General features: G+C 41.6%; 29 protein-coding genes. 12 read left to right on the forward strand and 17 right to left on the reverse strand.

The window, feature by feature from the left end; all coding sequences use genetic code 11:
- Positions 1-50: 50 nt before the first annotated feature.
- From APA_RS19315 to APA_RS19335, 5 genes are all read right to left on the reverse strand, one after another.
- A complete protein-coding gene (locus APA_RS19315; protein ID WP_201323870.1) occupies positions 51-527 on the reverse strand; it encodes a Uma2 family endonuclease in 477 nt (158 codons plus the stop codon).
- Between the two features lie 253 nt (positions 528-780).
- Complete coding sequence (locus APA_RS19320; protein ID WP_201323871.1) at positions 781-1,134, reverse strand: type II toxin-antitoxin system RelE/ParE family toxin; 354 nt, start codon at positions 1,132-1,134, stop codon at positions 781-783.
- A complete protein-coding gene (locus APA_RS19325; RefSeq protein ID WP_201323872.1) occupies positions 1,124-1,351 on the reverse strand; it encodes a hypothetical protein in 228 nt (75 codons plus the stop codon). Before APA_RS19325 ends, APA_RS19320 begins: the two co-directional genes overlap by 11 nt.
- Positions 1,352-1,594: 243 nt before the next feature.
- Positions 1,595-2,152: a chlorite dismutase family protein gene (locus APA_RS19330; RefSeq protein ID WP_201323873.1), complete on the reverse strand. Its 558-nt coding sequence runs from the start codon at positions 2,150-2,152 to the stop codon at positions 1,595-1,597.
- 347 nt (positions 2,153-2,499) lie between these two features.
- On the reverse strand, positions 2,500-3,237 hold the full coding sequence (locus tag APA_RS19335) for an SDR family oxidoreductase (RefSeq protein ID WP_201323874.1): 738 nt from the start codon (positions 3,235-3,237) through the stop codon (positions 2,500-2,502).
- 214 nt (positions 3,238-3,451) lie between these two features.
- On the opposite strand from APA_RS19335, the gene APA_RS19340 reads away from it, so the two are divergent.
- A complete protein-coding gene (locus tag APA_RS19340) occupies positions 3,452-4,378 on the forward strand; it encodes a LysR family transcriptional regulator (RefSeq protein WP_201323899.1) in 927 nt (308 codons plus the stop codon).
- Between the two features lie 44 nt (positions 4,379-4,422).
- On the opposite strand, the gene APA_RS19345 is transcribed toward APA_RS19340, so the two are convergent.
- Positions 4,423-5,286, reverse strand: coding sequence for an alpha/beta fold hydrolase (locus tag APA_RS19345; RefSeq protein ID WP_201323875.1), 864 nt, complete (start codon positions 5,284-5,286; stop codon positions 4,423-4,425).
- A 456-nt stretch (positions 5,287-5,742) separates the two neighbouring features.
- Between APA_RS19345 and APA_RS19350 the strand changes: the two genes are divergently transcribed.
- Positions 5,743-6,285, forward strand: a complete 543-nt coding sequence (locus APA_RS19350; RefSeq protein WP_201323876.1) for a TetR/AcrR family transcriptional regulator — start codon at positions 5,743-5,745, stop codon at positions 6,283-6,285.
- 71 nt (positions 6,286-6,356) lie between these two features.
- On the opposite strand, the gene APA_RS19355 is transcribed toward APA_RS19350, so the two are convergent.
- Positions 6,357-6,932 (reverse strand): DUF2721 domain-containing protein, encoded by a 576-nt coding sequence (locus tag APA_RS19355; RefSeq protein ID WP_201323877.1) that lies wholly within the window; start codon positions 6,930-6,932, stop codon positions 6,357-6,359.
- 77 nt (positions 6,933-7,009) lie between these two features.
- Here APA_RS19355 and APA_RS25290 point away from each other — a divergent pair, with 77 nt between their 5' ends.
- Positions 7,010-7,213: a hypothetical protein gene (locus APA_RS25290; RefSeq protein WP_236579882.1), complete on the forward strand. Its 204-nt coding sequence runs from the start codon at positions 7,010-7,012 to the stop codon at positions 7,211-7,213.
- A gap of 10 nt (positions 7,214-7,223) precedes the next feature.
- On the opposite strand, the gene APA_RS19360 is transcribed toward APA_RS25290, so the two are convergent.
- A complete protein-coding gene (locus tag APA_RS19360; RefSeq protein WP_201323878.1) occupies positions 7,224-7,409 on the reverse strand; it encodes a hypothetical protein in 186 nt (61 codons plus the stop codon).
- A 349-nt stretch (positions 7,410-7,758) separates the two neighbouring features.
- Positions 7,759-8,304 (reverse strand): peroxiredoxin-like family protein, encoded by a 546-nt coding sequence (locus APA_RS19365; RefSeq protein ID WP_201323879.1) that lies wholly within the window; start codon positions 8,302-8,304, stop codon positions 7,759-7,761.
- Between the two features lie 152 nt (positions 8,305-8,456).
- Here APA_RS19365 and APA_RS19370 point away from each other — a divergent pair, with 152 nt between their 5' ends.
- Positions 8,457-9,323, forward strand: coding sequence for a LysR family transcriptional regulator (locus tag APA_RS19370; RefSeq protein ID WP_201323880.1), 867 nt, complete (start codon positions 8,457-8,459; stop codon positions 9,321-9,323).
- A gap of 100 nt (positions 9,324-9,423) precedes the next feature.
- Here APA_RS19370 and APA_RS19375 read toward each other — a convergent pair whose 3' ends face one another.
- Together APA_RS19375 and APA_RS19380 are read right to left on the reverse strand one after the other, a co-directional pair.
- Positions 9,424-10,302, reverse strand: a complete 879-nt coding sequence (locus APA_RS19375; RefSeq protein WP_201323881.1) for a sterol desaturase family protein — start codon at positions 10,300-10,302, stop codon at positions 9,424-9,426.
- Between the two features lie 93 nt (positions 10,303-10,395).
- Positions 10,396-10,854, reverse strand: coding sequence for a hypothetical protein (locus APA_RS19380; protein WP_201323882.1), 459 nt, complete (start codon positions 10,852-10,854; stop codon positions 10,396-10,398).
- Between the two features lie 83 nt (positions 10,855-10,937).
- On the opposite strand from APA_RS19380, the gene APA_RS19385 reads away from it, so the two are divergent.
- The 3 genes from APA_RS19385 (at position 10,938) to APA_RS19395 (ending at position 12,910) form a co-directional block, all read left to right on the forward strand.
- A complete protein-coding gene (locus APA_RS19385; protein WP_201323883.1) occupies positions 10,938-11,855 on the forward strand; it encodes a sensor histidine kinase in 918 nt (305 codons plus the stop codon).
- Between the two features lie 151 nt (positions 11,856-12,006).
- On the forward strand, positions 12,007-12,237 hold the full coding sequence (locus APA_RS25860) for a sensor histidine kinase (RefSeq protein ID WP_374101376.1): 231 nt from the start codon (positions 12,007-12,009) through the stop codon (positions 12,235-12,237).
- Between the two features lie 40 nt (positions 12,238-12,277).
- Positions 12,278-12,910: a response regulator transcription factor gene (locus tag APA_RS19395; protein WP_201323884.1), complete on the forward strand. Its 633-nt coding sequence runs from the start codon at positions 12,278-12,280 to the stop codon at positions 12,908-12,910.
- A 104-nt stretch (positions 12,911-13,014) separates the two neighbouring features.
- Here APA_RS19395 and APA_RS19400 read toward each other — a convergent pair whose 3' ends face one another.
- The 5 genes from APA_RS19400 to APA_RS19420 all read right to left on the reverse strand — a co-directional run bounded on the left by APA_RS19400 (position 13,015) and on the right by APA_RS19420 (position 16,732).
- Positions 13,015-13,443, reverse strand: a complete 429-nt coding sequence (locus APA_RS19400) for a type II toxin-antitoxin system VapC family toxin (RefSeq protein WP_201320612.1) — start codon at positions 13,441-13,443, stop codon at positions 13,015-13,017.
- A gap of 2 nt (positions 13,444-13,445) precedes the next feature.
- Positions 13,446-13,658: a transferase hexapeptide repeat containing protein gene (locus APA_RS19405; protein WP_201320611.1), complete on the reverse strand. Its 213-nt coding sequence runs from the start codon at positions 13,656-13,658 to the stop codon at positions 13,446-13,448.
- Between the two features lie 285 nt (positions 13,659-13,943).
- Positions 13,944-15,230: a DUF6602 domain-containing protein gene (locus APA_RS19410; RefSeq protein WP_201323885.1), complete on the reverse strand. Its 1,287-nt coding sequence runs from the start codon at positions 15,228-15,230 to the stop codon at positions 13,944-13,946.
- A gap of 41 nt (positions 15,231-15,271) precedes the next feature.
- Positions 15,272-15,970, reverse strand: coding sequence for a DUF4145 domain-containing protein (locus tag APA_RS19415; protein ID WP_201323886.1), 699 nt, complete (start codon positions 15,968-15,970; stop codon positions 15,272-15,274).
- 42 nt (positions 15,971-16,012) lie between these two features.
- Positions 16,013-16,732, reverse strand: a complete 720-nt coding sequence (locus tag APA_RS19420) for a DUF4145 domain-containing protein (RefSeq protein WP_201323887.1) — start codon at positions 16,730-16,732, stop codon at positions 16,013-16,015.
- Positions 16,733-16,966: 234 nt separating this feature from the next.
- Here APA_RS19420 and APA_RS19425 point away from each other — a divergent pair, with 234 nt between their 5' ends.
- Entirely contained in the window at positions 16,967-17,158 is a 192-nt protein-coding gene (locus APA_RS19425) for a hypothetical protein (RefSeq protein WP_201323888.1), read from the forward strand.
- Positions 17,151-17,486, forward strand: coding sequence for a type II toxin-antitoxin system PemK/MazF family toxin (locus APA_RS19430; protein WP_201323889.1), 336 nt, complete (start codon positions 17,151-17,153; stop codon positions 17,484-17,486). The genes APA_RS19425 and APA_RS19430 overlap by 8 nt, the downstream gene beginning before the upstream one ends.
- A 200-nt stretch (positions 17,487-17,686) precedes the next feature.
- Here the strand turns inward: APA_RS19430 and crtH are convergent, their stop codons facing one another.
- A complete protein-coding gene (crtH, locus tag APA_RS19435; protein ID WP_201323890.1) occupies positions 17,687-19,201 on the reverse strand; it encodes a carotenoid isomerase in 1,515 nt (504 codons plus the stop codon).
- 119 nt (positions 19,202-19,320) lie between these two features.
- On the opposite strand from crtH, the gene APA_RS19440 reads away from it, so the two are divergent.
- From APA_RS19440 to APA_RS19450, 3 genes are all read left to right on the forward strand, one after another.
- Positions 19,321-20,286 (forward strand): acetyl-CoA carboxylase carboxyltransferase subunit alpha, encoded by a 966-nt coding sequence (locus tag APA_RS19440; protein ID WP_201323891.1) that lies wholly within the window; start codon positions 19,321-19,323, stop codon positions 20,284-20,286.
- A gap of 108 nt (positions 20,287-20,394) precedes the next feature.
- The gene (locus APA_RS19445; RefSeq protein ID WP_201323892.1) at positions 20,395-20,604 is read left to right on the forward strand and encodes a hypothetical protein; all 210 of its coding nucleotides are present in this window, start codon (positions 20,395-20,397) and stop codon (positions 20,602-20,604) included.
- Entirely contained in the window at positions 20,577-20,933 is a 357-nt protein-coding gene (locus APA_RS19450; protein ID WP_201323893.1) for a type II toxin-antitoxin system PemK/MazF family toxin, read from the forward strand. Before APA_RS19445 ends, APA_RS19450 begins: the two co-directional genes overlap by 28 nt.

The raw sequence follows: 20,933 nt of genomic DNA on the forward strand, positions 1-20,933 counted from the left end.
TACAACTGGCGATCGCCTCAATCCTATTCCATCAAACACAATAAATATAATTATCGTTTAATTTGCTTCGGGAAATCAGGAACTAACAAAGATTGCTCTAATTCCCCTTGCTCATTATAAAATCTTATTTCACCTTTTTCATTACATAGCCATACCTCAAGAGCTTGGGCTTCAAAATACAACTTTTTCTTGAATTCCATTTCACTCAAAGTATTCCCAATAGATTTAACTTCTATACAAATTTCTGGAGCAATAGATGCTGATACTTCATCCTGAATTTTGTCAAATCTTTCCGCAGAACACCAGACAACATCAGCAACTTTAACACCATCTGCTGTGTCGATCGCACATTCTGGCATCACTTCCCCATTACTCAACAAAGACTCCAATAAACGTTGGAGTCTTCCTTGGTGAAAAGAATGTTTGATTTTGACTGGACTCATTATGATTTGCCCCCACTTATTTAATTCAATTTTGAAGGGTAAATCTTGTAGCTGTTTATTCTCACAAACTTCTTCCCATTTCATAATCAATTACCTAAAGCAATCAATATGATAATAACTCACTTGTCAATACTAGGCTTGATCGCGATCGCCTCAACCTAACCTTAAAAACCCGCGATCGCTAGTATTGTAAGCCCTGATTTATAGGCGATCGCATTAACAATCTATCTCCTAAAGGCGATCGCTACTACTATGAGTCGTGATTTTTAGGCGATCAAACTCAAAAAATCTCAACTTAGGAACTTTTTTGTTTAACCTTTAACCTTTAACCTATTACTCATTCCTTATTCCCCACAAATTCTTTAATAATTTTTTCGATCGCATTATTCTCTATATCTGATGTGTCGGATTTAGAATAAATCGTCACCAAAACCACACTGGTTTCAGTTTTCACATAATAAATAACCCGATAACCCGCACTTTTCCCCTTTTGAATATTGCTGTTTTTGAGACGAACCTTAAATACTTGATTATTCAAACCAGAAATTTGATCGCCTAGAACTTCTCCTGATTTTAGTTGCTCAACCAGAGGTTCTAGATCCTTACGAATTGAACGATAACGTTTAGCTAATTGACTAAGATCTTTTTTAAAACGGGAAGTCAAAAAAATTTCGATGGAATTACTCGACATCAATCCCCTCCCACATCTGAGATAGAGGAATAGTTTGACCACTCATCGCCTCTTTGAGTCCTTGTCTAATACCCTCGACAACAATATCATCAGGGGTATCATCAAGATCCTCACGGGTTTTTTCGACTAAGTATTCTAAAACTTCTTGTTGTTCATTAAGTGAAAGTTGATCGATCAAAGTAAAAACCTGATCTTTTGTAATCTGCAAAGTTAGCATAAGTGTCAATTTCCTTAAGTGTTATTCATAAATTTAGCAAAATATTATTTTCTATTGCCTAAATTATAACGGCACATCAATCCCCAACTCTTCACAAATCCTCCGAATCAGGCGATCTCATCAACAATCTATCTTCTCAAGGCGATCGCTAATACTGTGAGGCGTGATTTATAGGCGATCGCCTCTCAATCATCTATCTGCTAGAGGGTTTGCTGAAGGCGATTGCTGGGGTTTTAGACCAATTTATAAGATGCCATCTCGAATCAAGCGAACCTCAACTTCTCGTTCGACATACTCCCACTCTTTGCTTGCGCGCATCCGTAGCAGTAATTCATCAAAATCCTTGGTGTGCTCAGGCGCAAATTCAAACCAAGTGAGAAAATCAAATGGTTCTCCGAGATCGCGACAATGAAGCAGCCGCCGTGCAACCCCTGGAAGATACTCCAAGCCAACAGTCGTATGATGCGACTCTTCCTCAAAAATTGCCCGCCGCTCATCTTGTGCCATTTCCCACCACTGGACAGTTTTTTTAATCGGAATCAGCACCGCAGAAATGGCTTCCGAGCGATTCAGTACAGGTTGCACTGCCCGAAGAGCAGTAACTTCATCACGCATAGCATAGCGAATATTGCTGGTAAAACTTTGTAAAACCCATGAACTATCCAATGGCAATTCCGCGACAGCATCATTTACTACATTTACTCTTTTAACGAGTTCTAAAGAAGATCCAGCAATGCCCCGCACATCTATTACCTGCCATAGACCTTCCTTGCCGCCAACAAACGAGTATCTATTATCCATCATATCCTCTTATAATTTTGTTCTTGACTAGCAAGTTCTTCTAGATGAAGAACTTGCTAGTCAGTTTAAACTGCCAAAATGAGTTGCGGCTGAAAAATTTTATCAAATACGATGAATTGCGGCTGAAAAATTCTATCTGTCTGGAGTTTATGACGTAACTGCGGTTTGGTTTCGATATTTAAGTACAAATTAACGCATATCCTATTTTTAGATCACCTCAATTACCCATCAGCTAAAGGTTTGCTGATGGAGATCGCTAACATGTCTAGTAAGATCTTTTAAAAGACAAAATGGCTACGCCATTTTGTCTTTTAGTGTAATTCAAAATCTAGAACACGATCGCAGTTTTATTGAGGCATCCAACCAGCAAACTGCTTCTCGACTGCCTTGAGAGGAGCCTGAATCTCAGAAAATACTCCTTGAGAAACAGGATCGGGATAGACATCTTCAATGCCCTGCTCGACTGCTTGCAAAATCAAATTAGCAACTTCGAGCGGAGAAACCTTATCCATGGGAATTGCTTCAGCCATATCTGTATCCACTGGACCAGGGAATACACCAATCACTTGCGTTCCTTGTGAAGCAAGTTCGGCGCGAATGCCTTGAGTCAAAGAATTGAGGGCAGCTTTAGAAGCGCTATAGGAGCTAAATACAGGGGCATTCGCAACAGATACCACCGATAGAATGTTGACGATCGCACCGCCACCATTACTTTTCAAAATTGGCGCGAAAGCACGAACCATTGAGAGAGTGCCGAAGTAATTGGTATTCATCTCCCACTGAGCTGTTTCTACACTGCTATCAACGAACAAGCCTCCAGCACCCAATACACCAGCATTGTTAATCAAGAGGGTGACATCTTGAGCCTTTTGAGCCGCTTCTATCACTTGTTCGGGATTGGTAATGTCCAAGGCAATGGGAATAATTCGATCTGGAGCGATCGCGACGATATCCTTGAGCGATTCAATCGAACGGGCTGTAGCGTAAATGCGGCCTGCACCTGCTTTGACTAAAGCTTCGACATCAGCTTTGCCAATGCCTCGATTTGCGCCTGTCACAAATGCGATCGATCCTTGAATGTTCATAATAATCTCCAGTTTTGTATGGTTTGGGTTTGGTCTGTTTGGGTTTGGTCTGTTTGGGTTTGCTTAATTTGAATAAAGCAATTTGCTTTTTGGGCGTTCTTAGCTGGTGTTTGACTCACCCGCTTTCTATGTCTCTAATATTGACCTATTCTAATTCGTTTGATAAGACAGTAAAATGGAATATGATTTATCCTTATTTGGCATAGATCAACCTATGGATCGCCTCGACTGCATTAAAAGCTTTGTGCGTGTTGTGGAAACTGGTAGCTTTTCAGCAGTGGCAAAGGAACTCGACACCACTCAACCTGCGATTAGCAAACAAATTGCTGCCCTAGAAGAGTATTTGGACGTGCAGCTCCTAACCCGTTCGACGCGCAAGCTCCAGCTAACGCAGGAGGGAGAGCGCTTCTTAGAGCATTGCCAATTGCTTTTGGATGCTGCTGCGGAGGCGATCGCTAGTGTAGGTAAGCGCCAAAACCTAGTTGGCAAGTTGCGCGTAAATTGCTCCGTTGCCTTTGGACAGTACCAAATCATTCCTTATCTAAAGGGATTTCTCAGTCGCTATCCCGATCTGCAACTAGATTTATCAATGAGCGATCGCTTTGTCGATTTTCTCGAAGAGGGCATCGATCTTGCCATTCGAGTCGGAGAAGTACGCGATCCGAGCTTAATCGTGCATCGGATTGGTGTCACGCGGCGAGTGACGGTTGCTTCTGTTGATTATTTTCGCGAGCGCGAAGTGCCGAAAACACCTGCCGATTTGGTCAATTACAACTGCATCGTCTATTCCAATCTGACAACAGGCAATAATTGGCACTTTCAACTTCCATCGGGTGGGACGACCCAAGTCCTTGTGAAGGGGAATCTGCAAGTGGATAGTTCTAATGGGATTCGGGAGGCGATTTTATCAGGTTTAGGAATTGCGGTTTGCCCTGTTTGGGTACTGGGCGATCTGATCCATTCTGAAGATTTGCAAGTAATCCTGAAGGATTATCAGCCCATATCTCTGCCAATTTATGCTGTCTATCGCCGAGGTCGATTTATTCCTGCCAAGGTGCGTTGTTTCATCGAGTACTTCACCAATGAATTCACGCTTAATCCTTGGGTGTCGGACTCAATAATTAGTAGTGGCAATTCATGAATTGCCACTACATTAGATTCTTTTGTGTAAGCCCTAATTTCAATTTACTGAAATGCGATATTAGCTGGAAGGAAGCGACGGATATGGGATGCGATCGCTTCTCCTTCTTCATCTAGGGCAAAATGTCCTGTATCGAGAAGATGCACTTCGGCATTCTTTAGATCCCGTTTAAAAGCATTTGCTCCCTCTGGACCAAAAAACGGATCGTTCTTACCCCAAACAATCAAAGTTGGTGGTTGATGGGTGCGGAAATATTCATGCCATTGAGGATAGCGATCCAAGTTGGCGCGATAGTTGTAAAACAATTCCATTTGTGCAGCCGCATTTTCTGGGCGATCTAAAAAGGATTGGTCGAGATTCCAGTTGTCAGGGTTGATATTCTGAGCAGATTTAGTGCCAGCGGTATAGAAGAAAACGGTTGTATCTCTTGTCAGGAATCCCCGCACTGGGGCTTCAGTTGCTTCGCTGCGATCGCTCCACAAATCACGAAAAGCTTGCCAAGCTGGAGTCAAACCTTCTTCGTAGGCATTGCCATTCTGGACGATCAAGGCTTGAATCCAATCGGGATGTTGAGATGCAATTCTAAAGCCGACGGGCGCACCGTAATCTTGCACGTACAGGCTAAAGCGATTCAATCCCAATGCTTGAAGAAAGTGCTCAGTAATTTCGGCGAGGCGATCGAAGCTGTATTCAAATTTGTCGATCGCTGGCGTTTCGCTATTGCCAAATCCAGGGTAGTCGGGGGCAATCAAATGAAATTGGTCGGACAACTCGTTCATCAAATCCCGATACATATGAGAAGAAGCGGGATATCCATGCAGTAAAACGATTGTAGGCTTATCCTTTGCCCCTGCTTCACGATAAAAGATATTCAAACCGTCAATGGAGATGTTGTTGTAAGTAGTCATGGAAGTAATCCTTTAATTTGTTTTGTGTACTGAACGTTCGATATATTTATCATATCGAACGATCGGTTTATTGTCAACACCTTTTTTGATTTTTTGTTTGGGCTTGAATCGATGCATACAGCCTAAGTAGGTAGGCTAAAAACCCAAAGAAGCTGATTCGCCCGCTTTGCGGGCGAATCAGCTTCTTTGGGTTTTGATTTTTATTAAGCTAAAGTACTTATTCAACCTTTAAGTAGTACAGAGAAGTTCATGAAAGCACCGCAAAGCGGTGCTTTCATGAACTTCTCTAGGTTTTAAATTAACGCAAGGTGCTGTATGCACCGAACATTTGGTATAATATTAAAATGTGTTACTAAGTTTGTAGCTAAAATTAGATAAAAGACTATCCTGCGGGGGTGTTTTTTAATTTGAATAACAAAAGAACTTGCCTTGTAACACTTACGCAGAGGTAATTAAATGTCTAAAGATACTATCGTTGCTAAATTAAGTGACGTGTTCCGCCAACATGGATATGAAGGCGCATCCCTTTCTAAAATTTCGGAAGCAACTGGGCTGGGTAGGGCTAGCTTGTACCATTACTTCCCTAAAGGAAAAGAGGAGATGGCGGCGACCGTACTCGATCGTCTACATGCAAATTTAGAAGTAAATTTATTGAAACCACTACAAGGGAAGGGCAAACCCTTAGATCGGATTCGTGCTATGGGTAAAACCATCGATCTGTTTTACGACAGCGGTAACGCATCTTGTTTTATAGAGCTTCTATCAATTGGGGAGTCACAACCTTTATTTCAGTCTCCGATTCAACAAACTCTATCTATATGGATCGATGCCGTAGCTGATGTTCTAGTTGAGGCAGGGCAGGATACAAAAGTTGCTCATTATAATTCTGAAGATGCGATCGCCCAGATTGAGGGATCATTGATTTTATCTAGATGTTTGGGTAATAACGAGCCATTTAAACGAGCGATCGCTAACTTGCCAAAGATTTTAGGACTTTGATTATGAGTCGTGATTTCTAGGCGATCGCATCAATAATCTATCGGCTAAAGGTTTGCTGAAGGCGATCGCTATTACTGTGAGGCGTGATTTCTAGGCGATCGCTTGCTCTTGTATGACTTTTGCTTGCATTGCTGGCAATTATGATGGGTTTCAAGCTGAATCGATTCATGGGATGTACGTAATTCGTAGGAAACAAGCACAATGCCCGCAAACAAAATCCCAATCCCAATTAGGAAAACCCCCAATACAAGTTGAGATAACCAGCCAACATCTGTTGTAACTGCGATTGCAATCACAAGCATATCCAATATTTGTGTCAGAATAGCAAGATAAACCAATCCCAAAACGTCATGCAGTATGTGATGACGATGGAATAAATGTGGTAAGAGATGGTGCTCTAGATGATGTAAGCGATCGGCTTTAAGCGCTAGTTGAGAATCTAAATTTTCAGGAAGTTCAGTTTTAATGCTATTTTGGCTCAAATCTGTTTCTAATAAACTGATAATCTTGTGATTCACCTGGCGTATACGTTCCTCTAGGGAATTATAGTGAGCAATTAATCCATTCTGCATAATGCTACAAGCTGTAATCATTACAACAGGGGCAATAATCAGTCCTATAGTTTTAACAACTGCTTCGCTTGGCATGGTTTGAACTTTCAATCGAGATTAATATTTGGCTAAGATTTTAGCGTGGGTGGAACAAATTTCATTTAATTGAGCCAATGTCAACCGAAAAGCTCATAGCGTTTACATCACTTGATAGTTCTAAGAGAGCAAACACATTTAGTCAAAAAAGCCCTGCTGAGCAAGGCTTTGGTTTTCTGGCTTCAAAATCCAAAAATGGGTTAAACCTTTTTTCAGCAAGCGTTTTAAAAATAAGATGTGGTTACCCTGTTGTATATGTCACCACCTATTCTTGTAATTAGATCTTGAAGTTTAACGATTTCCCACTCTTGAAATTCGAGGATCGGTGACGAGGATCAGAAGCAGCACGATCGCACCGTTAACAAAGTAAAACCAACGAATTAATCCCTCAAACCCAAACAAAAATGGTGCAACGAGAAAATCAAACCCAGCAACTGCATCTAGGATTAAATGAATGTTAAAAGGAATCCACTTCACAAGACTCAGACCATAATCTGTAATAAGACTGTAGGTGACTAGTAGGATTCCAGCCGCAACTGATAACCAAAAAGCCAGTGGTGATGTTGTTTGGAAGTTAAGCGCTAATGGGACTGCAATTAGAACAATGGCAGCAGCTTAGTCTAAAATTCCGTGAAAAGAACCGAGGATGAAACGAATGGTATCCATAATAAATCCTCCAGAATTCTGGTTTGCCATAAAGTTAAAGAAATAAAAGCTGGGTAGTGTCCTAGAAAAATGTGGAGAACCCCGTAGCGATCGCAGCTATTCCACAATTCACGCAAATGATAAGAAGGGGAAGTTTTCCTCCCCTTTCCATATTGATCGATTACCACTCAGTTCCACGGAATGGATAGTCATGGTGAACGATGTAGTCCAATCCTCGTAAGAGAATACTCAAATCAGGACGAGCAAAAGGATGCGTGCCAATATTGGCATAGTAAAGACGACCGTCAGGCTTGATGATGAAAGTGGCAGGTTCGCTGAAGATCGCTGGCTCGTTCTCAAAGTGTCCCTTACTGATATAGAGACCCCAGCGGTGCATATCATCTTGAGTCAGCCCATAACCGATCGCCAGATTCTCGATTTTTGTGACGGCTTTGAATTCCTGCGCCCGTTCTAATGTATCGCCACTGATGGCAATTACATTTACGCCAAGCTGATTGAATTCAGCCAGTTTCTTGTCTACATTAACAACATATTCTTGACAGAAAGGGCAATGAAGTCCGCGATAAAACACGATCGCAGTGTATTTGTCAGTAGGTTGTTTCGCTAAGCTCCAAACATTGTCATCAAGGGTTTTCACCTCTAGGCTAGGCGCAATATGCCCTGGGATTAGTTTGGGCGAGGTCGCTCTTTCGGTTTGTATGGTCACGATCTAATCTCCAATTGCATTTAAATAACTGTTTTTGAAGACGTGGGTTCAATAGATTTCTCATTTGCCCTAGTCAATGTATTCATACTGCGGGATGTTAAACTATTTAGCAAGGCTATATTAATGATAGAAGCTATAAAGGATGTCAATAGATGGATTTATATCAGGTACGTTACTTTTTGACGATCGCCGAGACTGGAAATTTTTCACGAGCAGCCGAGCGCCTATATTTATCCCAACCTTCTCTGTCAACGGGCATCAAGAAACTAGAGCAAGAATTAGGCGTTGCCCTCTTTGAGCGCGGTGGGCGACGCACGGTTTTAACGCAAGCAGGGCGTTCTTTCTTAGAGAAAGCGACAATTATCATGGCGCAGTATCAAGCGGCGCTACACGAGCTGAAGGGATTTCACGAACAGCCAACCTTAAGGCTCGGTGCGCTTACAACCTTACGTGTGGCAGAGTTAGCCGATTTAGTCAGCCGATTTCAGCAAGATTCCCCTAGCGTAACTATTGAATTACGGGATGGGACGCAAGAAAAATTGCGGGACTGGTTAGAAGAAGGAGAAGTTGATGTGGCGATAACGGTTTTGGGCGATCGCGAAGAATCGCAATCCTCGCTCGCGCTTTTTAGTCAACCTTTACTGTTAGCAGTACCGCTTAATCATCCCTTTGCCCAACGTACATCTGTCCGCTTGATGGAATTGGACGGATACCCATTTATCGATCGCATCAATTGCGAATTTGCCGAAAGGGAATGCGATATTCTGGAAGCGAAGAATATTCATCCCAAGGTAATATATCGCGCTAGTCGAGAGGAGTGGGTAATCTCTTGGATAAAGGCGGGGCTGGGAATTAGCGTTATGCCAAAATGGCGCGGTCTAACTGGTATTGTCTATATTCCAATTGTCGATTTAGATTTTCAACGAACCATTGGTATCAAGTGGCGACAGCAGCAAAGTTCGGAAATTGTGGAGCGGTTTTGTCATTATGCAGCAAGTCATAATTGGGAGGTGGATTAGGTGCGATCACCCCAATTATCTATCTACTAAAGGGGTTGTGAAGGTGATCGTTATTATTGTGAGTCGTGAGTTTTAGGCGATCGCCTAAACAATCTATCTGTTAAAGGTTTGCTGAAGGCGATCGCGTCTTAACATTACGAGATTTCACCCAACCATCACCACTTGGAGAGCCTAAAGCGATCGCTAGGCGATCGCGCCAAGATGCATTCATCTGCATATCGCGAAACATTCTTGCCCACTCATGTAGCGCAATTATAATTGGATTATGCGAACGAACTGGCTTAGTTAAACCGTAGATAGGGGGATTGGCAAGATTTTCTTCAGTGAATGTGCCAAATAAGCGATCAAAGATAATTAAAACCCCGCCATAGTTGCGATCGATATAGGCTCGATTAGAAGCATGATGGACGCGATGGTGTGATGGAGTATTCAATATCCATTCTAAAATGCCGAGTTTTGGTATCAATTCGCTGTGAATCCAAAATTGATAAAGCAGATTTAGTGATAGACCAACCCCGACTGCGATCGGATGAAATCCTAACCAAACAGGGGGTAAAAAGAATAGGAAATTCCCTGATATCCAGCCAGTCCATGCCAAGCGATAAGCCGCCGAAAGGTTGAGATGATTAACTGAGTGATGCACAGCATGGCTTGCCCAAATCCAACGAATGCGATGGGAAGCGCGATGTTGCCAGTAATAAAAAAACTCGATCGCTAAAAACAACAAAAAGATTCCCCACCAAGTATCAAGCGGGACGGTCAGTAATCTATGTTCCCAAATCCATATCGACAAACCGACTAGAAATATTTTGGAAATGCTTCCTGATGCGACATAGCCAAGAAATACGCCAAGCGAGGCGAGGCTTTCTTTCCAAGAATAATATCGAGGCAATTTGTGATACCAGAATAGAAAAGTTAACTCGATCGCGATCGCTGCTGCTATAAATGGGGCAACCTTGAGAATGAATAGGTCTTGCATAGAAGTTTATCCAAATGAAATAACGAACCAGAATGAAATCTTCAAAAGTGTTGCCAAGCAACACTTTTGAAGATTTATTTGGGCTAAAGCTAATTAGCGGCGACGAGTGAACGTTTTGCTGGTTGTTGGAGTAGTAACTGTAGTTGAACCGTCTTGAGTAGAAGTTGAATAAGTACTGTCGTTGACTGTGGTGGTGTTATTGCCGCTATATCCAGTAGTGGAGTTATAGCTGGAGGTTCCAGTGGTTGTACCTGTGTAGGTGTTACCATCCTTGGTGGTTACTGAGCCGCTACCTGTATAATTAGCAGTTCCATTGCCATCGGTTGTCACTTTCCCTTTTCTGTTCGCAGTAGTACCATTAACTCCATTAACATTACCTTCGGCGGTTCCAGTATATCCACCTTGACGGTTGGGAACAACTACACCGCTAGCAGTTGCTGTAGAACCTTTGATACCTGTAACTGTTTTTGCATTGGCAGGAGTAGATATCCCCATCGTGGCAAGCCCTAAGGCTAATGTGAAGCTCAATATTAATTTCTGTGGTTTCTGCATGACTAACTCCAGATAGTTGTGATTGGAAGTAACCTGTTTTCAAGTAGCAAGTGTTTGTTGCTTTCTTTGATGCTTTACAATCTATGTCAAACACCAGTAGTTATGCCAGTGATGTTTGTCCCGATCTGTTCGGGACATTTGTCCCAATTCGTCAAGCGGAAAAATGCTGTATGCAAATTCGGATAAAAACGCGATTAAATACGCGATCGCCTTTATTGCAGCTTTTACTAATCCTAGAATGGATTTTGCTTGGTCTAGTCGCGATTACGCAAATTCTCGTCGCGAATAAATTCAACTCTCCAACTGATGTTATTTCTAACGAAATTGGAATATTGATATTTGCAGTCCTTGGAGTCGCATTTCCGCAGACTCCATTACATAAATTGTTTTATATCATTGCTGAATTCGCTTTGATTTTTTGGTTGACGCTCAAGGGCAATATTTCACTTTTTCAATTACTATTCATTGTGTTAGTGATTCGCAATTGCGTGATGCTAGAAGGGCGATCGCGATCGAGTGTGACTGGACTTGCCCTATTCTCAGTACTGATCTGCATTACAGATCGGATGAGAAGTCAGAGCCTATTGGTGCAAATTGATCCCGATCGCACCCTACTCTATTGGGTTGGATTTTTGATTATGCTGGGATTAGTATTTCTGTTTTTACAACTATTGGTTGAGTCAGCTTTATCCGAACGCAAAAGTCGAGAAGAACTGTTAATTGCGAACAAGAGATTGAGAGAATATGCGATTCAGATAGAAGAACTTGCCACTGTGCAGGAGCGTAACCGCATAGCCCGTGAGATCCATGACTCTTTGGGACATTCGCTCACAGGCTTTAATTTGCATCTAGAAGCAGCTTTGCGATTATTGCAATCCGATCCTGATGAAGCAAAACAACTTTTATTGGAAGCAAAACAACTTGGATCAACTGCATTAAAAGAGGTTCGAGTATCAGTGAGCGCGTTACGAGGTGAGCCATTAGAGGGGGCGATCGCTTAAATCAGCAATTCAATCGCTAGTTGAAGAGTTTCAGCGATCGACGGGGATTGCTTCTCAGACTGACATAGACGATTTCATCGATAGCGATCGCCAAATTTCACCACAACTAAAAACCATCGTTTATCGCATTGTTCAAGAATCACTGACGAATATTAGCAAGCATTCTGAAGCAAGCTTTGTAAATATCTCCTGTCATGCAAAAAATCAAGAGCTAGAAATAGCGATCGAAGATAATGGCAAAGGATTCGATATTACTCAAAATGCATCAGGATTTGGACTGCAAGGGATGCAGGAACGAGTAATGGCAGTATCTGGCAACTTAGAAATTAAGACATCACAGGGTAATGGTTGTAAAATCATTGCTAGGTTCAGAAATATATAGCAGGTTTCATTTTGCCCACAAATGAAAATTATAATTTGCGATGATACAGATTCTTTTAATTGACGATCAAGACTTAATTCGGCGCGGCATGAAAGCGCTATTGAAGTCTGATGCAGAGTTACAAGTAGTTGGTGAAGGTAAAAATGGGATTGAGGCGATCGCTCTAGTTAAAACGCTACAACCTGATGTCGTATTGATGGATGTGCGAATGCCTGAAATGGATGGTGTCGCCGCAACAAAAGAGATTTGTCAGCTTTTTCCACAGGTTAAAGTGCTGATTATGACAACCTTTGACGATCGCGAATATATCACTCAAGCTTTGCGCTTCGATGCGGCTGGATATTTGCTCAAAGATACTCCCTTTGAGGAACTCACCCAAGCAATTCGCTTAGTACATAAAGGCTATATGCAGCTATCACCAGGATTAGCGACTAAGTTGCTTGCTCCTGAACCTCCCAGCCAAGTTCCATCGGAATTTGCAAAATTAACACCTAGAGAACAGGAAATTTTGAGGCTAATTGCCAAAGGTGCTAATAATCGTGAAATCGCCGATACCTTATTTATTTCCGAGAAGACAGTGAGAAATAATATTACTAATATTTTTAGTCAGTTGGGTTTGCGCGATCGCACCCAAGCAGCGATCTGGATGAACAATCATCTAGATTTTGCCTAACCATCACAGCGATCGCTCTTACTGTGAGTCGTGATTTCTAGGCGATCGCTTAATAATTATTTGTCTTTGCGGCGGGACACATTCTGAAAGAAATCCCTTCTGCGCTACACAGTCCAATCTTCGGTTATTAAACTCGGAACTTTACTGAAGTCACCAGTATTTCGGGTAAGTAATACCAAGTTGTTAGAAATGGCGATCGCTGCAATTCGCAAGTCCATTGTAGACACACGAACTTTCTGATTTCGCATCTCATCAAATATGGCGATCGCCTTAGCATCAAATGGTAGAACTGGAGCCTTTGCAAAACTGTTGAGAGTTTCTAACAACAGCGCATATCCACGAGCCATATCTGTATTTGTTTGGGCGCGATTGATGAAGCTATGAGCGCCAATTACTTGCTCATGAAAACTAATAACTGATAAAGCAAAGTCAGAGAGCGAATGTTGTGACATCCGCAAAGTTAATCGAATAAACTCTGAACTGGAACGGCGCTGAAGAAAACTGATGTGGTCGGTATCGAGCAAATATTTCACGATTATTTGTCAGTGTCATCAATAGGTTTGTCAGACTGCCGAAAAGCACGTCCATATTCTAGAGATTCAAGAAAAGCTGAGTCGTCAGAGATTGAGCCTACGAGACTATCGAGCCAATTGTCAGAGTTAGGATTACTTTCAAATTTATGTTGAAGATCGAATACTACTTGTTCAAGGTTTATCAAGCGTTGCTCAAATGTTGCTGTGTCTAGCATGGCTGCTCCTAGATTGAAAGTTATTACTCAGTAGCGGAAGAACTTACTCTAGTCTAACTAAAAATTTGTATCTGTGTTCAACTCAGTATCGGTATAAACAAAAATAAGGTACGTCGCACTTCATTAATGCAGCAGACAAGATCGGCGATCGCATCAGCAATCTATCTCCTAAAGGCGATCGCTATTACTGAGAGTCGTGATTTTTAGGCGATCGCTCTTCATGAATATTCTAATTCTATCGGTTTTGGTTTACCGTTAATAAACCTAGTTAGGTTAATAATTACCTTACCTAGGAGTTTTCTGATTATCTTTCCATGCATTAGCTTTAATATCTTCAATAGCTTCCACAAAACTCTGTGTTCCTATTTCGTAGCAACGGGTAAAACTTTCGTTTCGATTTTCATTGAATACAAATAAGCGCCATAACTTCACACGATAACCCTTAGAATACTGACCACAAGCAAAAATATTTTTAGAATGCCGCTCAAATGCCCAAATACTCGACTTAGAAGACTCTTCTATATACATTGCTGGTCGGGGATGATCATCTGCAAAATCTGCACCAATAAAGCTTGAACAATTCGGAATACCTTTAGGACACTGATGTGTAATTGGACTAGGCTTATCCATTACATTGAGACTTGGTAGAATTTCCTCCCAGTCTTCAATGATAAGTGAGCCGCAAACGCCTTGTGCAGTCATATTCATAAACTCTCGATACACATCAATAGATGATTCTCTGTGTCCAGCAGCTTCAGCAGCAGATTGGGAAAGATGTAACACTATATCTCTTTCAAAAACACCAAATGAGGTTTCAATATTAGGCTCGTTTGCATAAGCAATATACCTAATAACACTCTTATTACCCACAGATTCTATTTTGCCTTTAATTAACCCTTGATCTAGTATACAAATTGAGTCAAGAAAACTAGATAGTGCAACTGGATAAGCCCGAAGATGTTGATTTCTGAAAATTCCATATCTAAATAATATAGGTATTGTTGATTGGAAGAGATAGAATCTTTCTAAATATTGTAAAAAATATTTCATCTGAGTCTTAGATTTCGACTTAAGTTTAGATGAAAAAGATAATATAGCGGTGTATGGTCTAAAAAGCTGACGTTCAGGAGAATATAATTCATATAAATCTTCAAATTTGTCTAAGTCTCCCCACAATTTGTCATCATCTAAAGTCTTAGTTATTTCGATGATGACTTTTACCGACTCTGGGACGACAATCACAAAATCATCGGCACGAAATAGGGGTGGGAAAGTACCTGCATCCCAAATTATGATGTCAAACTGTCGAGATACTTTTCTAGTAACTTTTGCTTCTTTATCAACTTGCCTATTAATTTCAAGTGTAGATATAAATCCAGTAGATATTTCAAAACGTCGAGGGATTCTTCGCCGAAGGTAAGATCGAACTGCATACTCTAAATTTTGTCCTTCTGATGGACAATGTACCCCATCCATCCAAAATGAAAGAGTTCGAGCCATCTCACGTAGCTCATTTGTTTGTTGGGAGGCAGAATCCCTTATATCTTGGATGTTAATATCTCGTTCATTCATAATTACAATCACATAACCATAGAAAGGTAAACTTATTTATTTCATTCAATGTTGTCTTGTTTATTTAACTTTTTTTCTTTTAAAAGATTTAGACTTTGTTCTGCTTTTTTAGCAAGATATGGAGCATTGTATATATACTCTAAAATGGCTTTGCACAAGTCATCTAATATAGGAATCTCATCACTAGTCAATTCTCCTAGATCAGCATGAGCGCCATAGTTTCTTAACTGCCTTAGACTATGAGCTACATTTACTAACTTCTCTGGAATTTCACCTTTATCGGCTAAGCATTTTAGTTTTTTATTTAAAGTATCCCCTGATGCTTTACGATCTTCGCAGATCATATCTAATATCCGTCCTAATAGAACTGCATACGCATTAGCATCAATAAATCTCACCTTAATTGCTATGTCATATGCTTTTTGAATCTGATTAGGTAATCCAGATAGTTTGTGTGGTTCTGATGGATAAAAGATTTCTTCTTCGTAGCATTCTAAATATTCAGCATCAAAATACCTCCAGTAAGTTACCTCCTTACAAACTAAACAGAGCAACAATTTATGGTGGTAGCCTTCTTTTGCATAAATGCTCCCATTGCAGTAGTCATAATTCGCATCATCTGGATCGTCATAAGTATGCTCTGTGGATAGGTAGTATTCAGCTACAATTTTCATAGGTGCGCGGTTTCCACAATGTCCACATTGTATAAACCCGTGAGTTAGATTCTTTTCATTAGCCATAAAATTAATCTTATAGTATGTTATGTCTTAGACTATTATTTGCTACTCTGATGTCAAAATTTTCTCTTTCAGTTTGATCAACTCCTCTTCCGCCTCCTGCTGTCGGTACTTATCAACATATAGACGCTCAACAACATAATTTACGAGCATTAATAGACTGTTTGCATCTTCAACTTTTACCTGCTTAGCAAATGTTAGGTGATCCGAATGTGCTCCCTCATTACCAAGATCTCTAATCCCTTGAATAATATCTACTAAATCTTCTGAAATTTTTTCCTGTTCAAATAATTGAGTAAGTCTTTCTTTAAGATTGATAAAGTTACTCTTTCCTTTTTTATTTACCCCCTCGGAAGGAATCTTAAAATCGTTGCAAATCTCCTCTAATACTGCTCTACATAAAATAAAGCTTGCACGTGAAGACTTAGATAAAACTGATTGTGCTTGATAAGTTACTTCGGCAATATATCGAGGAACTGCATAATGAAGTTGCTTGCGAGGAGCATGTAAAACTGTTCGACGATAATCTCGATAGAATTCACTCTCCATGTTATCTCTATTCATTTCATCTTCTTCATCATTCCCTAGAGTGGAATAACATATGATAGTAGCCTTACTGCAAGATGGACAAGTAAAAATCTCAAAAATTTCGATTGTGTAGTAAGGAGTTTCATCCTCTCCACTTTGATGTCGAAATGTAGTTTCAGACTTCATTAAATTTCCACAATTGCAAAATTCTCTTCCTGCCTCAAGTTCGTATAGCATTTGTGTTCATTTCTTTCTTTGTTAGGACAAATTATCTCAGATCATAATCTAAGTCAAATATGCTCACATCAACATCTATCTTCATAAAGGCGATCGCTATTACCGTGAGTCGTGATTTTGGGGCGATCGCTTCAATGATATATTTTCTATAGGTTTGCTGAAGGCGATCGCTGTTTGATTTTTGTAAAGTGGCGATCGTGTTAATCTATAAAATATAACTTAAGGAATAAAGCTATGACTGCGGTAGTACAAGAGCTTCTAAACACCTTTGACAACCTAACGTACTCAGAAAGATTAGATTTATTGTCAGAAATTCTGAGGCGTACTGTTTATTTAGACTTTGAACCATTATCTGACGAAGAATTAACGCTAAATGCCGAGGATATCTTCCTAACACTAGATGAAGAAGAATTAGCTCATGAATAGCCCCTATCGTGGAGAAGTTTGGCTAGTCGATCTTGGCTATGTCGCCAAAGTCAGACCATGTTTAGTTGTTAGCATCCCAGCACTAGATAGGGATCGAGCATTAGTAACCCTAGTTCCACATACAACAAGTTTACGCGATTCCAGATTTGAAGTGAAAGTGAAAGCTAAATTTTTACGAGAAGGCGCTTTTGACATGCAAAATCTCATCACAATCCCTCATGCCAAACTTTTACGCAAACTGGGAGATCTAACATCAGAGCAAATGGAAGACTTAGAAGATGTCTTACTCGTATGGTTGGGATTTGAGTCTGAAGAAGATGAAGACTAAGCATAGAAAACTTTGAGACAGGCGATCGCTATTACTGTGAGTTGTGATTTTTAGGCGATCGCCTCAATTATCTATCTGTTAAAGGGTTTGTTGTAGGCGATCGCTCTAAAATGTTGTCATAGCAAAGGATTGCAAAGTTTCGCCATCTTTATTGCTCACTCCATTCTTCCAGAGTTCGTTTTGATACAGCTTAGCCCATTCTATACAAGCCCTAATGACGATGCAACCAAATGCCCACAGGCAAAACCCGAAAAGGCAACGGCATTTAAACCCTGTCCTGGGAAAGTACTATCACCGACACAATATAAATCGGGAATAGAAGTACGATTAAAAGGCATTCCCAAAAGACCTAAAGGCTTACCCGCAGGAATTGGTCCATAGGTTCCATCCGCACGACCGAGGAAGCGTCGATGGCTGCGGGGTGTACCGATTTCTTGATAGTCGAGACAATCTTCTAGTTTAGGGAAAATCGCTAACAGGCGATCGCATAGCTTCTCTGCCGCCGCATTTTTCTTCTGTTCATATTCCGAAGCAGATAAACCTTCCCATTCACGCATCCAGCTAGGCGTGAAGGTATGCACAATATGATAGCCTTCAGGCGCAAGGGAGCGATCGAGCAGCGTGGGAATCGACACAAAAATCGTACCTTGCTCTTTCTGCATATCGTTCCAATCTTCCAACAAAATATGGTGACAAGCTGCATCATCAGGAATTGCGGAAGCTTCAACGCCAAGATGTAAGCTGAGGAAACTAGGGGATTTTTGATAACGTGATTGCCAACCTTTTTCACCACTGGGCAGAGGTTCATCCTTGAGCAAGTTCCCAAAGGTATCCCAGCGAGTGGCATTGGAAACGACTTTCTTGGCATAGAGAACTTCGCCATTCGCCAGTTTGACCCCGATCGCACCTTTACCCGACTTTGCTTTGGGAATAATCTGAGTAACCCTTGCCCCATAGCGAATTTCGCCACCCGCTTTGTCCAAACCTTCCGCTAGCTTTTCAGCAATCTTACCCACGCCACCAACTGGGTAGTTAATTCCTCCATAATGGCGATCGCTAAAGACCATCCCTGCATTAATTGCTGGCGTGCGATCGGCGGGAACCACTGACCAGCAATAGCATTCCATATCGATGAATTGCAACAACTTAGGATCGCGAATATATTTCTTGGCGATATCACCTGCATTTTGAGGTAGATAGGCGGCTAAACCCAAACAAGCAAAGGGATTCTGAAAAAACACCCGCATCAAGTAGCGCCATTCTTCGAGGGACAGCAACTCGATCGCATTTAAGCAATTAAAAATCTTCCAACATTCATCGTAAAATTTACGAATCCCCTCACGCTCATGGGGAAAGCGATCGCCTAATTCTTTAATAAACTGCTCATAATCACGATGCACCTCAATTTCCAGATTATTCGGCAAATGATAATGGATCTGCACAGGGTCGGGAATCGTCTCCATTTTCATATTCACCGCCGCCAGTGCACGGGTGAGGAGATTTGTCGTACCGCGATCGCCAAAACCAAAGATCATCGATGCGCCCACATCAAAGCGGTAACCATTGCGCTCAAAATAGCCACCACTCCCACCCGCAATCAAATAGCGCTCTAGGACAATTACACTTGCCCCCTTCGCCGCCAACTGCGTCGCCGTGACCAGTCCGCCCAATCCTGAGCCAATTACAATTACATCCGCATCAAGTGTTTGCGCCATTACATTTCTTAGTCAAGACCTTCATTTACTATAGCGCCATCATGAGTAACTCATCTCGCTATAACTAGCCCTTTGTCTGCTAATCTGAGAATTGGTATCTACTATACAAAAATTGCATCATGGCCGATCGCCAAATCCTGCTTGACTTTGAAAAGCCTATCGTTGAACTAGAAACCCGCATCGCTCAAATCCGCGAACTCGCGAATGACAACGATGTGGATATGGTTGAGCAGATTCACCTTTTAGAGCAACGAGCCGAGCTTTTGCGGCGTGAGATTTTTTCGGGACTAGGTGCGATGCAACGGATGCAGATCGCAAGGCATCCCCGTCGTCCTAGTACGCTTGACTATGTGCAAGCGATTACCGATGAGTGGATGGAGCTACATGGCGATCGCAGAGGTAATGACGACCCTGCATTAGTGGGTGGTATCGCCCGCATCAATGATCGCCCTGTGGTAATTTTGGGGCATCAAAAGGGGCGTGACACCAAGGACAACATGACCCGCAACTTTGGTATGGCTTCTCCTGGGGGATATCGCAAAGCAGCGCGTCTGATGGATCATGCTAATCGGTTTAAATTGCCGATTATTACTCTGATTGATACGCCTGGGGCATATCCTGGAGTGTCGGCAGAAGAGCAAGGACAAGGCGAGGCGATCGCGGCAAATTTACGACAAATGTTTGGGTTAGGCGTGCCGATTATTTGCACGGTCATTGGTGAAGGCGGATCTGGTGGAGCCTTGGGGATCGGCATTGGCGATCACATTATGATGTTTGAAAACTCGGTTTATACAGTAGCAACGCCTGAGGCTTGTGCGGCGATTTTGTGGCGCGACTCGGCAAAGGCTGGCAAGGCTGCCGAAGCTTTAAAAATTACGGCTCCCGATCTTAAGCGTCTAGGCATTGTCGATTATGTGATTGATGAACCATTGGGTGGGGCGCATCGATTGCCATTAAAGGCTGCTGAAAACCTGAAAGCAGCGATCGTTGAAAATCTTGATCACTTAAGTAAATTACCAGTAGAAGATTTACAAGAAATGCGTTATCAAAAATTCCGCAAGATCGGCGTTTTTCTGGAATCGTGAAGTTTGAGGCGATCGCACCAATAATCTCTACAAAAGGCGATCTCGATTTGATGTATATGCTACTATGAGTAGCATTATGAGTAGTATTATGAGTAGTATAAAATAGTTGTGAAAGTATCTATTTCTCTTCCAGAAGAGTTAGTTCGCTACGTTGACGATCGCGTAGAAAATCGCAGTCGGCTTATTGAGGGGTTACTGCAAGCATGGCGGAAGCAGCAGGAAAAGCAGGCGATGGTTGAGGCTTGTTTGTTGCTGGATGAATTAGATGGATTAAATGATGAGGACAGGGCATGGCAGCAAGCAGCAATTATCGATTAGGAAGTATCTGGCAAGTGTGTTTCGATCCTTCGATTGGTACAGAAATTCTCAAAACTCGTCCTGCGGTAATTATTTCTGGAACTGCTTTTAATCAGCGCAGTAGGGTAACTGTGTTACCGATAACTTCTGCTAATCCAAGCGATCGCCTACGTCCAGTGATTGTGCCTTTGATTCCTTCTGTTACTAATGGGCTTAGCAGTAATAGTTTTGTGGTTTGTGTCGATCCAATGACTTTTGATAAACGCAGATTGATTCAAGCTCTTGGTCAAATAGAGCCTAATCAATTGGAAGAAATACAACAGATTTTGGCTAGGTATTTAGAACTTTAA

The organism is Pseudanabaena sp. lw0831 (assembly GCF_016584665.1).
GTDB lineage: Bacteria > Cyanobacteriota > Cyanobacteriia > Pseudanabaenales > Pseudanabaenaceae > Pseudanabaena.

What these genes read in the sequence shown, in the direction of transcription:
- APA_RS19315 (WP_201323870.1), bottom strand. Translation starts at nt 527, where the DNA reads ATGAAATGGGAAGAAGTTTGTGAGAATAAACAGCTACAAGATTTACCC.
- APA_RS19320 (WP_201323871.1), bottom strand. Translation starts at nt 1,134, where the DNA reads ATGTCGAGTAATTCCATCGAAATTTTTTTGACTTCCCGTTTTAAAAAA.
- APA_RS19325 (WP_201323872.1), bottom strand. Translation starts at nt 1,351, where the DNA reads ATGCTAACTTTGCAGATTACAAAAGATCAGGTTTTTACTTTGATCGAT.
- APA_RS19330 (WP_201323873.1), bottom strand. Translation starts at nt 2,152, where the DNA reads ATGGATAATAGATACTCGTTTGTTGGCGGCAAGGAAGGTCTATGGCAG.
- APA_RS19335 (WP_201323874.1), bottom strand. Translation starts at nt 3,237, where the DNA reads ATGAACATTCAAGGATCGATCGCATTTGTGACAGGCGCAAATCGAGGC.
- APA_RS19340 (WP_201323899.1), top strand. Translation starts at nt 3,452, where the DNA reads ATGGATCGCCTCGACTGCATTAAAAGCTTTGTGCGTGTTGTGGAAACT.
- APA_RS19345 (WP_201323875.1), bottom strand. Translation starts at nt 5,286, where the DNA reads ATGACTACTTACAACAACATCTCCATTGACGGTTTGAATATCTTTTAT.
- APA_RS19350 (WP_201323876.1), top strand. Translation starts at nt 5,743, where the DNA reads ATGTCTAAAGATACTATCGTTGCTAAATTAAGTGACGTGTTCCGCCAA.
- APA_RS19355 (WP_201323877.1), bottom strand. Translation starts at nt 6,932, where the DNA reads ATGCCAAGCGAAGCAGTTGTTAAAACTATAGGACTGATTATTGCCCCT.
- APA_RS25290 (WP_236579882.1), top strand. Translation starts at nt 7,010, where the DNA reads ATGTCAACCGAAAAGCTCATAGCGTTTACATCACTTGATAGTTCTAAG.
- APA_RS19370 (WP_201323880.1), top strand. Translation starts at nt 8,457, where the DNA reads ATGGATTTATATCAGGTACGTTACTTTTTGACGATCGCCGAGACTGGA.
- APA_RS19375 (WP_201323881.1), bottom strand. Translation starts at nt 10,302, where the DNA reads ATGCAAGACCTATTCATTCTCAAGGTTGCCCCATTTATAGCAGCAGCG.
- APA_RS19380 (WP_201323882.1), bottom strand. Translation starts at nt 10,854, where the DNA reads ATGCAGAAACCACAGAAATTAATATTGAGCTTCACATTAGCCTTAGGG.
- APA_RS19385 (WP_201323883.1), top strand. Translation starts at nt 10,938, where the DNA reads ATGTCAAACACCAGTAGTTATGCCAGTGATGTTTGTCCCGATCTGTTC.
- APA_RS19395 (WP_201323884.1), top strand. Translation starts at nt 12,278, where the DNA reads ATGATACAGATTCTTTTAATTGACGATCAAGACTTAATTCGGCGCGGC.
- APA_RS19405 (WP_201320611.1), bottom strand. Translation starts at nt 13,658, where the DNA reads ATGCTAGACACAGCAACATTTGAGCAACGCTTGATAAACCTTGAACAA.
- APA_RS19410 (WP_201323885.1), bottom strand. Translation starts at nt 15,230, where the DNA reads ATGAATGAACGAGATATTAACATCCAAGATATAAGGGATTCTGCCTCC.
- APA_RS19415 (WP_201323886.1), bottom strand. Translation starts at nt 15,970, where the DNA reads ATGGCTAATGAAAAGAATCTAACTCACGGGTTTATACAATGTGGACAT.
- APA_RS19420 (WP_201323887.1), bottom strand. Translation starts at nt 16,732, where the DNA reads ATGCTATACGAACTTGAGGCAGGAAGAGAATTTTGCAATTGTGGAAAT.
- APA_RS19425 (WP_201323888.1), top strand. Translation starts at nt 16,967, where the DNA reads ATGACTGCGGTAGTACAAGAGCTTCTAAACACCTTTGACAACCTAACG.
- APA_RS19430 (WP_201323889.1), top strand. Translation starts at nt 17,151, where the DNA reads ATGAATAGCCCCTATCGTGGAGAAGTTTGGCTAGTCGATCTTGGCTAT.
- crtH (WP_201323890.1), bottom strand. Translation starts at nt 19,201, where the DNA reads ATGGCGCAAACACTTGATGCGGATGTAATTGTAATTGGCTCAGGATTG.
- APA_RS19440 (WP_201323891.1), top strand. Translation starts at nt 19,321, where the DNA reads ATGGCCGATCGCCAAATCCTGCTTGACTTTGAAAAGCCTATCGTTGAA.
- APA_RS19450 (WP_201323893.1), top strand. Translation starts at nt 20,577, where the DNA reads ATGGCAGCAAGCAGCAATTATCGATTAGGAAGTATCTGGCAAGTGTGT.